General features: G+C 32.8%; 13 protein-coding genes. 7 read left to right on the top strand and 6 right to left on the bottom strand.

From position 1 onward, the window contains the following. Positions 1-184: 184 nt before the first annotated feature. The 4 genes from ACIQ4I_RS19650 to ACIQ4I_RS19635 are packed head-to-tail and all read left to right on the top strand — an operon-like array spanning position 185 to position 2,983. Positions 185-760, top strand: coding sequence for an accessory gene regulator ArgB-like protein (locus ACIQ4I_RS19650; RefSeq protein WP_403099222.1), 576 nt, complete (start codon positions 185-187; stop codon positions 758-760). Then, the gene (locus ACIQ4I_RS19645) at positions 744-938 is read left to right on the top strand and encodes a cyclic lactone autoinducer peptide (protein ID WP_403099220.1); all 195 of its coding nucleotides are present in this window, start codon (positions 744-746) and stop codon (positions 936-938) included. The genes ACIQ4I_RS19650 and ACIQ4I_RS19645 overlap by 17 nt, the downstream gene beginning before the upstream one ends. Further along, a complete protein-coding gene (locus tag ACIQ4I_RS19640; protein WP_403099217.1) occupies positions 939-2,240 on the top strand; it encodes a sensor histidine kinase in 1,302 nt (433 codons plus the stop codon). Next, positions 2,237-2,983, top strand: coding sequence for a LytR/AlgR family response regulator transcription factor (locus ACIQ4I_RS19635; protein ID WP_403099214.1), 747 nt, complete (start codon positions 2,237-2,239; stop codon positions 2,981-2,983). Before ACIQ4I_RS19640 ends, ACIQ4I_RS19635 begins: the two co-directional genes overlap by 4 nt. A gap of 190 nt (positions 2,984-3,173) precedes the next feature. Here the strand turns inward: ACIQ4I_RS19635 and ACIQ4I_RS19630 are convergent, their stop codons facing one another. From ACIQ4I_RS19630 to ACIQ4I_RS19615, 4 genes are all read right to left on the bottom strand, one after another. Then, positions 3,174-4,475, bottom strand: a complete 1,302-nt coding sequence (locus tag ACIQ4I_RS19630) for an ABC transporter permease (protein ID WP_403099211.1) — start codon at positions 4,473-4,475, stop codon at positions 3,174-3,176. Beyond that, the gene (locus tag ACIQ4I_RS19625; protein ID WP_403099208.1) at positions 4,465-5,160 is read right to left on the bottom strand and encodes an ABC transporter ATP-binding protein; all 696 of its coding nucleotides are present in this window, start codon (positions 5,158-5,160) and stop codon (positions 4,465-4,467) included. Before ACIQ4I_RS19625 ends, ACIQ4I_RS19630 begins: the two co-directional genes overlap by 11 nt. A 204-nt stretch (positions 5,161-5,364) precedes the next feature. Continuing rightward, on the bottom strand, positions 5,365-6,294 hold the full coding sequence (locus ACIQ4I_RS19620) for an AEC family transporter (protein WP_403099206.1): 930 nt from the start codon (positions 6,292-6,294) through the stop codon (positions 5,365-5,367). Between the two features lie 160 nt (positions 6,295-6,454). Continuing rightward, a complete protein-coding gene (locus tag ACIQ4I_RS19615; RefSeq protein WP_403099204.1) occupies positions 6,455-8,032 on the bottom strand; it encodes a sensor domain-containing diguanylate cyclase in 1,578 nt (525 codons plus the stop codon). An 845-nt stretch (positions 8,033-8,877) separates the two neighbouring features. Between ACIQ4I_RS19615 and ACIQ4I_RS19610 the strand changes: the two genes are divergently transcribed. After that, positions 8,878-9,678, top strand: a complete 801-nt coding sequence (locus tag ACIQ4I_RS19610) for a LysM peptidoglycan-binding domain-containing protein (protein WP_403099201.1) — start codon at positions 8,878-8,880, stop codon at positions 9,676-9,678. Between the two features lie 167 nt (positions 9,679-9,845). Continuing rightward, a complete protein-coding gene (locus ACIQ4I_RS19605; RefSeq protein ID WP_403099199.1) occupies positions 9,846-10,184 on the top strand; it encodes a heme oxygenase in 339 nt (112 codons plus the stop codon). 101 nt (positions 10,185-10,285) lie between these two features. Here the strand turns inward: ACIQ4I_RS19605 and ACIQ4I_RS19600 are convergent, their stop codons facing one another. Then, the gene (locus ACIQ4I_RS19600) at positions 10,286-11,152 is read right to left on the bottom strand and encodes an SDR family oxidoreductase (RefSeq protein ID WP_403099196.1); all 867 of its coding nucleotides are present in this window, start codon (positions 11,150-11,152) and stop codon (positions 10,286-10,288) included. A gap of 279 nt (positions 11,153-11,431) precedes the next feature. Continuing rightward, positions 11,432-12,196 (bottom strand): C40 family peptidase, encoded by a 765-nt coding sequence (locus tag ACIQ4I_RS19595; RefSeq protein ID WP_403099194.1) that lies wholly within the window; start codon positions 12,194-12,196, stop codon positions 11,432-11,434. 604 nt (positions 12,197-12,800) lie between these two features. Between ACIQ4I_RS19595 and ACIQ4I_RS19590 the strand changes: the two genes are divergently transcribed. Next, entirely contained in the window at positions 12,801-13,997 is a 1,197-nt protein-coding gene (locus ACIQ4I_RS19590; RefSeq protein WP_403099191.1) for a class I SAM-dependent rRNA methyltransferase, read from the top strand. The last annotated feature ends 374 nt before the right edge of the window (positions 13,998-14,371 follow it).

Below are 14,371 nucleotides of genomic sequence, written 5' to 3'. Positions count from 1 at the left end.
GCTATTTTTTAATTCAAGTAAGACGGCTGTTCGATAGTGAGTTATAAATCCGCATACCCATATAAATACAAGTAAAAAATATACCTTATTGAACGGTCAAGACTGTTTTCTCGACGTTAATGATCATATATATCAAAATAACTAAAATATTGTTAAAATATTGTTGGATGTGAGGAGGATATAAATGTTTGGAATTGAATCAGCTATTATTAATACACTCATAAAGCAAAAAAATTATACACAGCTGGATCAAGCGAAAATACGATTTGGCATGCAAATAATTTTATCTGATGTATATAAAACAATAATTATTTATGGAATTGCTTTTGTACTAAACTGTATAGTTCCAACCCTTATTGCACATCTAACATTCTATTTACTTCGGCAGAAATGCTTCGGGTATCACTTTTCTACTACTTTTACTTGTATACTCTGGAGTATTATCTCATTTCCATTTTTATCTGCATTTTTAGTTTTGTTTCAATTACCACAGTGGCTAGTTTGGGGTATTAGTATTTTCTCAGTATACATAATTTTTGCATACGCACCTGTTGAAACTTTGAAACATCGTATTGTTAATGAAGAACATCACAATTATTTAAAAAAGCATGCACGAATACGATTGTTTGTGGTTATCATTTTTATAAATATTTTGCCAATAACTTTTCAAATATTTGTGGTTCAAGGTTTATTCATTCAAAGCTTAGCTATTCTAATTCAAATAATATTAGGGGGAAAAACACATGAATCTAATTTATAAAGTAATACAATGCATTAACAACTATGTTCTTTCTAGATTATCAAGTGTTGCCTTATTTGTAGGAACCCAAGCTGTTGTAAATTCTTGTACATTGTTTTTTCATGAAGAGGAAATTCCTAAAGAACTCCAAAAAAACCATCCCTTTAAAAAAATAATTCTAAATGAAGAAGGGTTTTAATTGACGAATAGCTTCATATTTTCTGCTTTTATTGAATATAGTTCCATTTTTATTGCTTTAATCTATACATTGAACATCCGATTAAATATTAAATTGATTTTAGCAATTATTGGATTAATTATTTTACCATCTAGTTTTGTTTATTTATTTCTTGTAGATTGGTTAGGTATAATAATTCTTTTTCTATTCACTGCAGTCTTTTTTTATATAATTTCAAAAAATATCCGAACGTTATTAGATATATGTACTATATTTTTTATAGGTATGTTAGCAGACCAACTTACACAGCTTCTCGAGAATTCTCTAATTCCAAAAGGTGTTATGTATCTTCCTTTGCATTATGTATTTTTTATTATTTTTTTCTCTATATTTGTTTACGGCTATAAACAGATTATTATTATGAAAATGTGGGCTCGTTTAGATATTCCACTAATTGCACAAGTTTCTATCTTTATGATTTCTAGCATAACGGTTATAGTTCTTTATTTAAATGTTTTTATTCCTGGTAATAAAGATGCAATAGAATTAGTAAAAATTAACTTAGCGATTCAAATAGGCTATTTTCTTTTAATGCTTTTTTTATTCGCTTTACTTTTATACAACATAAAAAAGGAGAACCAAGTGAAGCAAAACATGGTAGAAAATGAACAATTTAAAATATATGTAGAGGAACTTGAGCATGTCAATCGCGATATGCAGAAGTTCCGTCACGATTATGCCAATATTTTACTTACGATGAAAGGCTATTTAGATAACAATAATTTAGATGATTTAAAAAAATATTTTGAACAGCATATTTTAAAAACCGAGGCAAATGCTTCTTTTAACAATAATGTATTAGGCAATCTGGATAATTTACAACTACTTGGATTAAAAGGGCTTATAGCCACTAAAGCTCTACAGGCGGATGAGCTAGGCATTAAAATCAGTATCGAAATACCCGAAACAATCAATAGCATTTATATGAATATTATAGATTTAACTCGAATTATGGGTATTCTAATAGATAATGCCATTGAAGCAAACAAGTTGGTAGAATCGGGAGTGATTAATCTTGCCTTCTTTAAAACACGAACAGATTCAGTAATCATCATTATTCGGAATACAATGGGAGAAGAAATCACTAATTTAAAGGATATTTACAATGAATCCTTTTCCACAAAAGGAAAGGATCGCGGAATTGGTTTATCTAATGTTAAATATATTTTAGAAAGATATCCACAAGTAATTATGAATACACGAATCGAAGAGGATTGGTTTATACAAGAATTTGAGATTCCGTTTAGGAGGCGCAAAAAGTGAAAGTAATTATTTGTGAAGATGATGAATCACAACTTCGTTTTATTCACACAAAGCTAAAACAATATGCATTCATTGAACACTCTGGTATAGATTTTGTCCTAGTTACTTCTAAACCTGAGGATGTTCTATTTTATATAGAAAAAAATCAAGCTGATTGTTATTTTTTGGATATTGAATTAGAAAGTCATATAACAGGATTAGAATTGGCGAGTAAAATTCGTGAATATGACCCACTATCAAGTATCATTTTTGTGACTACTCACGCAGAAATGCTTCAATTGACTTTTACATATAAAATTGCAGCACTTGATTTTATTATTAAAAGAGAACAAGAGGAGTTAACCCTCCAACTAATAGCTGCATTAGAAACTGCTTATCAAAAATATAAGCAATTAGGCCTTGTTGATGAAAGACACTTTTTTCAAGTGAAAATTGGAGAATTGATTAAAAATATACCCTATGATGAAATTTGTTATTTTTCAACATCTACTCAAATTCATAAGGTTCAATTACAAATTAAAAATGGACACTATGAATTTTATGGAAAGCTAAAAGACATTGAAAAACTTGATGGAAGATTTTATCGTTGTCATAAAAGCTTTATAATCAATATAGATCATGTCCAGGAAATTGATAAAAAAAATCGGACTGTTACAATGTCTAATGGGGAAATCTGCTTTATTTCTTTTAGATCTATACGAGGATTACAGGAAAAAATAAAGAAAGTATCTGTTTATCAATAAGTAAGGATGCGTTGTCTAATAAGTCTCTAAAAAGATAAGAACCAACAAAAAACAAATTGTTTTTCGTTGGTTCTTTATCTCTTCCTGCTAGTTACTGACCATGGGAGAGACAATGAAAATTGAGCTTCCTACAGTCTTTATTAATTTTTGCTAGTCAAGATTATGTTGAAGCTAGATGGGCGCCCCACTTTTATTCTTGACGTAATGCTTGAATAACATCAACTTTTGTCGCTTTTCGTGCTGGTCGCCAACCGCTCATAATAGCAACACCTATACTAATCAATGATGCAATTACGACAAGCTCCCATGGTATCGTTGAAAATTGAATTCCTGCTTTTTCAATACCACTATCAGGCATGACCGCATCTAAGATTTTTGGCAATGCAAAATTCGCCAAAAAGCTAATGATATAAGAAATGATAATTGCAATAACTGTTCCTAAAATACCTATATAAGCACTTTCCATTACAAACAATCTTTGAATTAACTTTGGACCGGCACCAATCGCCTTCATCACACCTATTTCACGTGTACGTTCAGTAACAGCCATTGTCATCGTATTGAAAATACCAATAGAAGCAATTAAAACCGCTATTGTTCCCACAAAAATAAGTCCCACTTTTAGGGCTAGGAAAAATACATTTAATTGATCTAATTGTTCGGTTACAGAATAAACTTGCAAATTCATTGCCTTTAACTCTTTTAGCACACCTTTAACTGCTTCAATATCAGTTGCATAAACAGAGTAGTTCACATAGTAAAAGTCTTTTTCTTTCATCGCTTTATCGACTATTGCATTATAATCCTTTAGAATTTTAGGCTTCATAGTATCGCTTAGTTGTATACTCGTATCCATAGCCCACTCTTTAGAAGGCTTCTCTCCAATTCCAACTACTTTATATTGTCGTACCTTCGTATGTTTATCTCCATTCTCTGGTGTAAAGGATAAGGAAATCGTTTTACCTAATAATGAATGCTGATAACCTTTTTTTGATGTTCCTTCCTCATTTTTTTCCTCTTTAATACTTTGTTCTTCCTTCTTCGTCAATAAGTTTTGTCCTAAATTATAGCCAACAACAACTTCGTTCTCTTTTGTAGGATATGTACCCTTCGATAATTTAATTTTAGCTTTTTGTTGTTCTTCAAAATTATTAAATTTTACATCGCCAAAACCGGAACGATTATCAAATTTCACATTTGGATTTATTGCAGTTGTAATTTGAGTTGTTTCACCTAACGCCTGAACATTCGGGATTTCTTTAATGGCTTTCTTGTCGATGCCCTTTTCATCGGAATTATATACTTCGATCTTCGTCACAGCACTATCTGTTAAAATTTCTTTCTTAATTGAACCTTGTAGTCCAAATGCAATCGATGCTAATACGATTAAAAAAGCACAGCCCATCGTTGTTGCTAATATAGTCGTGAAAATTCGCATACGGTTTTTCTTTACATGTTGCCGAACAAAATCAACTTGATCTCTAAACTGCACTTGGAACAGCCTCCTTCAATACACCATCATGCATACGGAATTTTCGATGTGCTATATTCGCTACTTCTTCATCATGGGTGATGATAATAAATGTAATATCCATCGATTCATTTAATAGCATAATCAGCTGTAAAATTTCTTGTTCCGTTTCAGAATCCAAACTTCCAGTTGGCTCGTCCGCTAAAATAATGGGTGGATTTGTCACAAGCGCTCTAGCAATACAAACACGTTGTTGTTGACCACCAGATAATTCATTTGGATAATGATCTGATACTTTCTCTAAACCTACTTTTCGTAAAATGTTTTGAACTACTTGAAAGCGTGCATTTTTGCCCATACCTTGAATTTTCAAAGACAATTCGATATTTTCAAAAGCTGTTAATCCTGGCATCAACTGAAAATTTTGAAAGATGAAGCCAATATTTTTAGAGCGGAATTTTGCATGCTCTGCTTCTGTTAGATTAGTCGTTTCTTTACCATGTATCATAATTGACCCCTGCTCCAGCTTCAAAAAACCAGCAATTGCATTTAATAATGTTGATTTACCAGATCCACTTTTACCAACAATCGAAATAATCTCTCCTTGCTCTACCGAAAAAGAAATATCCTTCAATACAGGAACCTTTTTTTCGCTTCCTTTCTTACCAATTTTAAAAGTATGATTTATATTTTGTAGCTTAATCAATTTCGTAATCCTCCCTCTACAATCAATCTATTAACAAGTATATGGAATAAATCTTAATAATTAGGTGGCAAAAGAATGAAGATTTTCTTAAGATTTCATCATATTAAAAAGGAGAGCCTTGCTACAATATGTAGCAAGGCTCTCTTAAAAATTTAAATTTCAATTAATTCATTTGTAATTAGTTTAAAGTTGATATTGATTCCTTTATACATATAATAATTTCGCCACATAAATCACGATGGTCACAGTTATACAGCTAACAACGGTTGTAAAAAGAACTGTTTGTGCAGCAAGTTCTGGCTCGGCGTCATACTCTAAAGCCAAAGTGGCACTGTTTCTTGAAGTTGGAAAAGCACTTGCTATTAATAAAGACTGTGCCACAACACCATGGAACCCGAAAATGGTAATCCATGCGAAACCGACTAACGGCCCCATAAGTAATCGGCCGATACAACTCATATATAACATTTTATTAAACATCGTACTAACGTGAATTTTTGACAGCTGTGCCCCTAAAGTGAGTAGCGCGATTGCAACAAAAGCATCGGCCGTATGTCCAACAGCAATGGATAAAAACTGTGGCAACTGAATATTCGCTACATTTAAAATAACACCCAGTATTAAACCATGTACAATCGGTAATTTAACAATACTTTTGGCGATTTCCCATCCGGATTTTGTCGTTGAAATCAAATTATACAATCCGTATGTATAAGTCGTTAAATTTTGAAAAATTACCGTAATGATTTGAATTGCTGTACCTAATGGCTGTGCATGGAATACCATTTGACTTACCGGAATTCCATAATTCCCAGAGTTAATAAGGACAATACTATTTTTGAAGATTGCTGCTTTCTTTTTTTCAAGCTTCAATACCTTACTAATAATCGTACTAATAACCATTAAACTGATACTAAAAGCAAATAAATAGAGTAATATTTTCCCTAAAACTGCTGGGTTCACTTTTGTTTCATATATATTAACAAATACAGCTGATGGCATTAAACAATATGTGATTAAATTCGACAATGCTTTCAAGTTAAATTGAAACTTGCGTTGCATGATTCCACCCACGACAAGTAAAACTAAAATAGGTGCGACTACTTGAAAGAATACTAAACTTAAATAACTCATCATCTCTCCCCTATCTCATTCCTCCTCTATTATGGAGCTTTTCAAAATAAATAAAAAGAGTAGCTATTACGAATTTATTTAATTGTGATGATGAAGTAACTTTTATTTTAGGTGTTTTTTCAAAATCTAATCTTACAAAATATAAAAAAACCCAACTACTTTATCTAGTTGGGTTTAAGCTATTCGCCATTATAACACGGTTTCGACCTTGTTCTTTTGCTTGATATAAGCATTGATCTGCTTGTTCAATTAGCTTAACAGCAGTATATTCTGTTTCCGGGTATTCAGCTACACCTGATGAAATTGTTATTTCTTTTCCTGTAGGACTGGATGTATTTTCAAGATTTTTCCGTAAAATTTCTGCGACTTCAAAAGCTTCTTGAGCAGTAGTGTTTGGTAAAAGGACGATAAACTCTTCTCCACCATAACGACAACATAAATCGGTTGCTCGAGTGACAGTTTTCATTTTATATGCTAAGTATTGTAAAACTTCATCTCCTACACCATGTCCATAAGTATCATTAACCAGTTTAAAATGATCTATATCCATTAAAATAATAGAGAATGGTGTTTTTGCATTTATCAATTCATCCATTTTAGCAGTTAATGTTCGTCGGTTTGTTAATCCTGTCAATGGATCTGTAGTTGATTGATCCATAAAGAAATTTACCTGTTGATGCAAAAAGCTTAAACTGTGAATTAATGCATTTTTTAGTTGTATCACTTCGTAATACCATGCTGAAACAGCAGATAGATTTTTTTCTTCATTTTTTTTCATGCTACTCTCTGTTAATTCGGCTAATCGTTGCAATGGTCTTGAAATTCTGATTGCTGCCCAAATAATGATGGCTAAAGTTATGATGAGTAACGGTAATGCTACATAGAGCGTTTCTTTCACCATATTTTCTGCAGGCTGTAATGAAATTTCTGTTGGTCTTTGTGATACAACTCCCCAACCAGCGGTATCTACAGTTGAAAAACCAGCTAGCATATCTTGTCCCTTTGAATTGGTTACTCTTTGTACACCACTTTTATCGTGATTCATTATTTTTTGAACTATAGGATTTTCAGTCACTACATCATTAATACGTGAACGATCTTCGTGATAAATAATACGGCCATTTCGATCTACTACATAAACATATGAACCGTCATCATAAAAATGTTTCCCTAATAACTCATAGAGAATATTGGCTTCTTCCAAATAAATTGTTCCACCTACAAGACCTAAGTATTTACCATTCTTATTAAAAATAGGTGCCGAAATATATATTAATTCACGATTTGTAATCGCTCTATATGGATCTGAAATCATTGGTCTTTTTTCTCTTATGGCATCTTTTATAGCTTTGGATGTTAAGACTTTACCCTTGATTTCTAGCGTTTGCGGAGAGGTGGCCAGCACTTTTCCCTTTGTATCGACAATAGAAATCGAGTTAAATGTATTTGTTTGCATTCTCAGACGATCAGCCTCTGCATTAAGTCTTTCTTCGTTATCTATGTATTTTGCGATAGTATTTGAATTATACACAAGGGTTTGAAGTGTCTCGGTTAAATAATTATTAGCGGTAGTTGCTAGTTTTTCAGCATATACTCGGTTAGTTTCTAATGTGTTATCCATTAACGTTTGATTGTTCATACGATAACTGCTCCACAGACTACTTGCAATCGTTAAGAGGAATGCTAAAATTGCAACACCAATTATTAAATGCTGCAGTTTTAAGTGATATTTTTTCATTTTTTTTCTCTCTTTATGTTTTTTCTTTATTTTACCAAATAAAGTTATCTATTGCTTAAAGAAATAAAAAATAGCTAAACTGATCAATATAACACCATCAGCTTAACTATTTGATTAATACTATGCATCATAACGGTGTATTGTATCATCATAATCATCATCTAGATCATCTTGTATAAAACCTAAAAACCTTAATAGCTTTTTCAACATACAATCATCCCCTTAACTTGTACATGCATATCGCTAAAACGGTTGGCTATATTTCCGAATATTCTTTACTTATATTTTACATGAACTTAATATAAAATTCTATTAAAATGCTGTTTTGTGTCCGAAAATACATTTTTGATGACTCAAATTTGACATACCCATCCATCTATTTTCTATACTGATTCGTTACCTATTTACTTCTAGATTTATCTGTATTGGAAATTTTTGATTTTTCACTATTTTTATAGTTAGTGTATTGCATTTGACGCTCTAACATCCTATAATATTAACCAATTAGAATAGTAGGAATTGAACCCTCCCTTATTCTAATAGCTGACATTTCGTAAATGTTAGTGAGCTATGCAATTTTGTCACAACACTTTTTATTAAGTTGAAAAATTGTATAGCAAAAATGTAGAACTCTCCTTATTATAGGCATCAGTAGCCCCCTCAATGGTTGCTGGTGTTTTTTTGATTCACTCAAATAAATGAAAATCATATCACCATCTAGCTCAATTTTTTCAATTTGTAAAATAGTACCTCATTTTGTAATACTAATTTGATATTCTTATCACAATTTTGCCATTTAAGTTCTTTATAATTAAACTTGTGCAAAATTATAAGGGGGATAAAAATTGAAAAAATTTAAACTATCTGCAGTCGCACTAAGTTCAGTGATGCTTTTCTCGACAATGTGTGACTTCACTGCTTCAGCAGCAACTACTACATATAAAGTTAAATCCGGTGACACTTTATCAAAAATTGGTGCAAAATACCATACTTCATATAAAAACATCATGAGCTGGAACCATCTTAAAACCACAAAGATTAAAGTTGGACAAAAATTAAAAATTAAAAAAAGCTCATCTTCAAGTAAATCTAGCACTTCTTCTACTACTTACAAAGTAAAAGCTGGTGATACACTTTCAAAAATCGGCAAAAAATATGGTGTATCTTATAAAACCATAATGAGCTGGAATAACTTAAAATCAACAAAAATTAAAGTTGGACAAAAATTAAAAATTAAGAAGTCTACAAAGAAAGTTAGCAGTAGCGTTCCATCATCTACTGCCAATTCCAAACTGCAATCAGCAGTATCTATTGCAAAATCTGTGCAAGGTGTACCCTACGTTTTTGGCGGATCTTCAAAAAGTGGATTTGATTGTAGCGGATTAATATACTATGCCTACAAGAATGCTGGCATTTCTGTTTATCGCACAAGTGCTGCAGGATTTTATTCCATTTCATCAGCTACAAGTTCACCTAAAATAGGAGACTTAGTATTTTTCAAAAATACATATAAATCTGGTATCTCTCATGTTGGCCTTTACATGGGAAATGGTAAATTTATCAGCGCAAGTGGTACAAAAGTTCAAGTAAGTTCAGTATATGAATCCTATTGGAAAAACCATTTCGCAGGCTATCGACATTTGTAATGTCTTTACAGAACACAGTACAAAACGCTTGAAATGTCCTTTTTCAAATTAGTAAATAAATTCTCAAGAAATTATTGTCTTGTCATGGTTCTCATTTGCATAGAAGCCTTAAAATAATATAAGATTTCATAGAAGATATGCAATTGAATGAAAAGGAGCGATTTTACATGTACGTAGTTACGAACCGTATTAAAGTAAAAAAAGGCTTTGCAGAAAAAATGGCGCCAAACTTCACTCGTCCTGGTGCATTGCAATCATTTGAAGGATTCATAAAAGTAGAAGTTGCTGTTTGCAGAGATTTTGAAGAGTATGATGAAATGAGCGTAAACATGTACTGGGAAAATCTTGATGGCTTCAAAAAATGGCGTGAAAGTGATGCGTTCAAACACGCTCATAAACGCCCTGAATCTAAGCCTGGTGAAGCACCAAAAGAATCTCCATTACTTGGTAGTCAAATTGTCGTGGCAGAAATCGTTTCAAGCATTGGAACTGCTACACAAGCATAATCATAAGGAAAAAGCTCTAGAAGAGAATATTACGTTCTCTTACTAGAGCTTTTTTTAGCGTTTTTATTTGATCCGATAACGCTGGGCGAGCCGCTTTTAATTTATGAATTCATGATAGCACCTCCATTTACATGAATGCATTGCCCAGTCATGTAAGTGCCTTCATCCGATGCAAGTAACACATATGCACCTACTAATTCACGTGGTTGTCCTGGTCTCTTCATTGGTGTATCTGCTCCAAAGATCGCTACTTCCTGAGCATCAAATGTGGATGGAATAAGGGGTGTCCATATAGGACCGGGTGCTACCATATTCACACGAATCCCTTTACCCACTACATTTTGTGCAAGTCCTCGTGTAAAACCTACGATAGCTCCTTTGGTAGCTGAATAATCAATCAATTGTTCATGTCCTTTATATGCAGTAATTGACGTTGTCGTAATAATCGAGCTTCCCTCTTTTAAATGTGGTATCGCATGTTTACTTAAATAAAACGCTGGATCAATGTTTGTTGCAAAAGTTTTATGCCATTGCTCAGTTGTAATTTCTGTAAAATTTTTTACTGGATATTGTACCGCTGCGTTATTAACAACGATATCAATTTTGCCAAATTCCTTTATTGTTTGATCGACAATTTCTTTACAAGTTGCTTCTTTTGAGATATCCCCTGGTATAAGTAGACATTTAACTTCTTCCTGTTCAACAAGTTTCTTCGTCTCATTTGCATCTTCATGCTCTTCTAAATAATTTATTACAATATCGGCACCTTCTTTTGCAAAAGCAATCGCCACCGCTCGACCAATACCCGAATCGCCACCTGTAATAATTGCTACACGACTTTTAAGCTTGTCACTCCCTATATAATTGAGTGGTTGTATAGGAGCCGGGTTCATAATTGACTCAATGCCTGGTTGTTTATCCTGAGTTTGAGCGGGCTGTCCACCCTTTTGTTGTTTATTGATATTCATAGAAAGTTGCCTCCTTGATTTTGACTACATTCAGCCTTTGCCAACCACAAATGAAATTAAACATTAAAAAGGGCAATTTCACCCCGGTTCACTTCGTAACAATCCTCGAGGAGCACATGTGAAGCCAATATCTATTCTTTTTCAGCTATCAACAATAAATATTTAACAGCGCCAATATAAAAAGCCACACTTCTTATCCAGCTGGACAAAAAGTGTGACTTTCTTTTAATGAAGAAAGAAATTCCTTCAACATATTCTATTTTTCTTCATAAAACTTACTTATAGTGAACCATAACCGATAACGCGAGCTGCCCAATAGCTACCTTTCGCTACACTTTGGAATTGTACTTTGTTACCTGCTGCATGTAACACTTGACCATTCCCTGCATAGATTCCTACATGTGTAATTGTATTGCTACTTGGTGTTGCACCGAAGAAAATTAAATCACCAACATCTGGACTGCTTACTCGTTTTGTAACAGAATATTGTGTATTACTGCTATGAGGTAGTGTACCGTAACCTGCTTTTTTGTAAACATATGCTGTAAATCCTGAACAGTCAAATCCTGATGGAGACATACCGCCCCATACATAGGGAACACCTAAGTATTGACGACCAATGCTGATTAATTCGTTTCCAGCTACTGCATTAGACACTTTTTTAGTTTTTGTATATTTCTTTAAATAGGATGCTGAAACCCAGCCTGTTTTGCCTTTATATTTTACTTTATACCACTTTTTGTTACTAACAGTTTTCTTATATGTAGCAGTAACAACCGCACCTTTTTTTAAAGTAGTGACTTTTTTATATTTTGTTGAAGCACCTTTTCTCATGTTTAGCGCTGCTTTTGTTTTATATTTGCCTGATATTTTGACAGCTTTTGAGCTAGATACGGTTGTAATATTATTTGAAGTATGTTCTATGTCTGTTTTTGCTTGTGCTTGTATTTGTTCTTGAGGAGCTGCTCCTAACAATGTCCCAAGGCCAAGTGTTAGAGTCAACGCACTTGCGGTAATTACTTTTAATACGCTTTTCTTGTTCATATAGATGATGTTCCTCCGTCATTAATATTATTTATATTTGATGATCCGATTAACTTTGCTGAATTCTTAATAGCTTATGCACTAATATTATGGGAATTTTGATGAAGAAACAACGCGATTTCATTTACAATGCTATTACTTTTTATTACAAATAATACAAAATGACATATCATTGCGCGATTTTTAATACTTTCGAAATTTAATTGGATTTTTTTTACACACAAAAAGCGTTTTAAGCTTTTTATGTCGAAATGCTTTTTTCTATTAGGTAGTGACACTGATTTTTCTGTTTAAGCGGATTCATTTCAAACTTCCGTGGATAAACCGTGATTTTTTTTTGGGGAGTTGGTTGCTCATATTATAGTTAATCTTTCAGTAAACGATGGATATTCTTCCTTTAAGTAAAAAGAAAACATGTATAGTATGCAGCACGTATCAATAAATTAAAGAACTTTACTCAAATAATATTGGACTGTAATCTAGAGTAGCTGTAGCTTCAAAGTTAAATACTCATTGCTTCATTAGCCAACACTTAATATACTTACCTTCGCATTTCTTCCTGAAAAATGCGATAATGAGGAAAATAAACATTAAGGATGACATGATGACAAATATTCTCACTTTACGAGTAGACCCTAAGTATGTTGCTGAACTTAATAGAGGCTATTCACTTATATTAAAAGAAGCAATTCAAAATAAAGATTTATTAGAAGATGAAGGCGAGATCATCCGTTTGGTTGATCATCATAACCGCTATATTGGAACTGGTTATTATGGCAACCAGAATAAAGGGATCGGCTGGGTTTTAACAACAAAAGAACATGAACAAATCGACCAAGCTTTCTTTAATAAGAAATTAACAATTGCGCTATCTCATCGCGAGGATTATTTTAGTGATAGCAACACTACAGCTTTCCGCATTTTTAACGGAGAAGGCGACGGCATTGGTGGGTTAGCAATTGACTACTTCGATGGATACTATATGGTGAGCTGGTATAGCGAAGGAATATATTCATTTAGAGAACATGTTTACAATGCTTTAAATGATCTTGTTGAATACAAAGCGATCTATGAGAAAAAGCGTTTCGATACAAAAGGTCAATATATCGACCAAGATGATTTTGTTATGGGAACTGAAGGTGATTTCCCTATCATTGTTAAAGAAAATGGCATGAACTTTGCTGTTAATTTAAATGATGGCGCAATGACGGGTATTTTCCTTGATCAACGTGATGTTCGTCGTGCTATTCGCGATCATTATGCAGATGGCACAAATATGTTAAACACATTCTCTTATACAGGTGCTTTTTCAGTAGCTGCTGCATTAGGTGGTGCTACAAAAACCACAAGTGTCGACCTTGCAAAACGTAGTCTAGCGAAAACAATTGAGCAATTTAGTGTTAATGGTATTGACTACGAAGCACAGGATATTAAAGTAATGGATGTCTTCCACTACTTCAAATACGCTGTTCGACATGAATTAAAATTCGATTTAGTCGTACTCGACCCACCAAGTTTTGCACGCACTAAAAAAATGACCTTCTCAACTGCGAAAGACTATCCAAAATTATTAGCAGATGCCATTGCCATTACTGAAAAGAACGGTATCATCGTTGCTTCAACAAATAATGCAAGCTTTGGCATGAAAAAATTCAAAACCTTTATCGACCAAGCGTTTAAAGAAACTAATACAAAATATAAAATTATCGACCAATATGGACTACCAAAAGATTTTCGTGCAAATCGAGACTTTCCAGAATTTAATTATTTAAAAGTAGTCTTCATAAAAAAACTAAATTAATCATTCCTATACAAAGACGACTCATCATAATGGTGAGTTGTCTTTTTTATTAGAAAAAAATCGATATATTTGAGACGGTTCTATAAAGAACCAATAAAAGCTAGGTAGCATGCATAAATAAAAGGAAATCTTATTTATGGAGTGGATGGCATGAATACTCGATGGATTAATTTTGATGAATTAGATCTACTTCAAAAATGATGACTCTGGACATTCCGAATCTCGTACAGAATCAAATAAGTTTGATGATTTGGAGGAAGAAGGATTATATGAAGAAAAAGAGGTTGTAAGCAATTAAAGAAATTATTAAATAACATAAAGAGCCCGTCAAAACAACACTATGAACAAAAGAACATTCAACTCCAACAAAAGGT

It is taken from the genome of Rummeliibacillus sp. NPDC094406, assembly GCF_044763875.1.
In the GTDB taxonomy this organism is placed as follows: domain Bacteria; phylum Bacillota; class Bacilli; order Bacillales_A; family Planococcaceae; genus Rummeliibacillus.
The sequence above is the reverse complement of the archived record's forward strand: the minus strand, read 5'-3'. Positions and strand labels throughout refer to the sequence as shown.

Coding starts and splice junctions, on each gene's coding strand:
- ACIQ4I_RS19605 (WP_403099199.1), top strand. CDS start 9,846: ATGTACGTAGTTACGAACCGTATTAAAGTAAAAAAAGGCTTTGCAGAA.
- ACIQ4I_RS19645 (WP_403099220.1), top strand. CDS start 744: ATGAATCTAATTTATAAAGTAATACAATGCATTAACAACTATGTTCTT.
- ACIQ4I_RS19600 (WP_403099196.1), bottom strand. CDS start 11,152: ATGAATATCAATAAACAACAAAAGGGTGGACAGCCCGCTCAAACTCAG.
- ACIQ4I_RS19620 (WP_403099206.1), bottom strand. CDS start 6,294: ATGAGTTATTTAAGTTTAGTATTCTTTCAAGTAGTCGCACCTATTTTA.
- ACIQ4I_RS19590 (WP_403099191.1), top strand. CDS start 12,801: ATGACAAATATTCTCACTTTACGAGTAGACCCTAAGTATGTTGCTGAA.
- ACIQ4I_RS19650 (WP_403099222.1), top strand. CDS start 185: ATGTTTGGAATTGAATCAGCTATTATTAATACACTCATAAAGCAAAAA.
- ACIQ4I_RS19615 (WP_403099204.1), bottom strand. CDS start 8,032: ATGAAAAAATATCACTTAAAACTGCAGCATTTAATAATTGGTGTTGCA.
- ACIQ4I_RS19595 (WP_403099194.1), bottom strand. CDS start 12,196: ATGAACAAGAAAAGCGTATTAAAAGTAATTACCGCAAGTGCGTTGACT.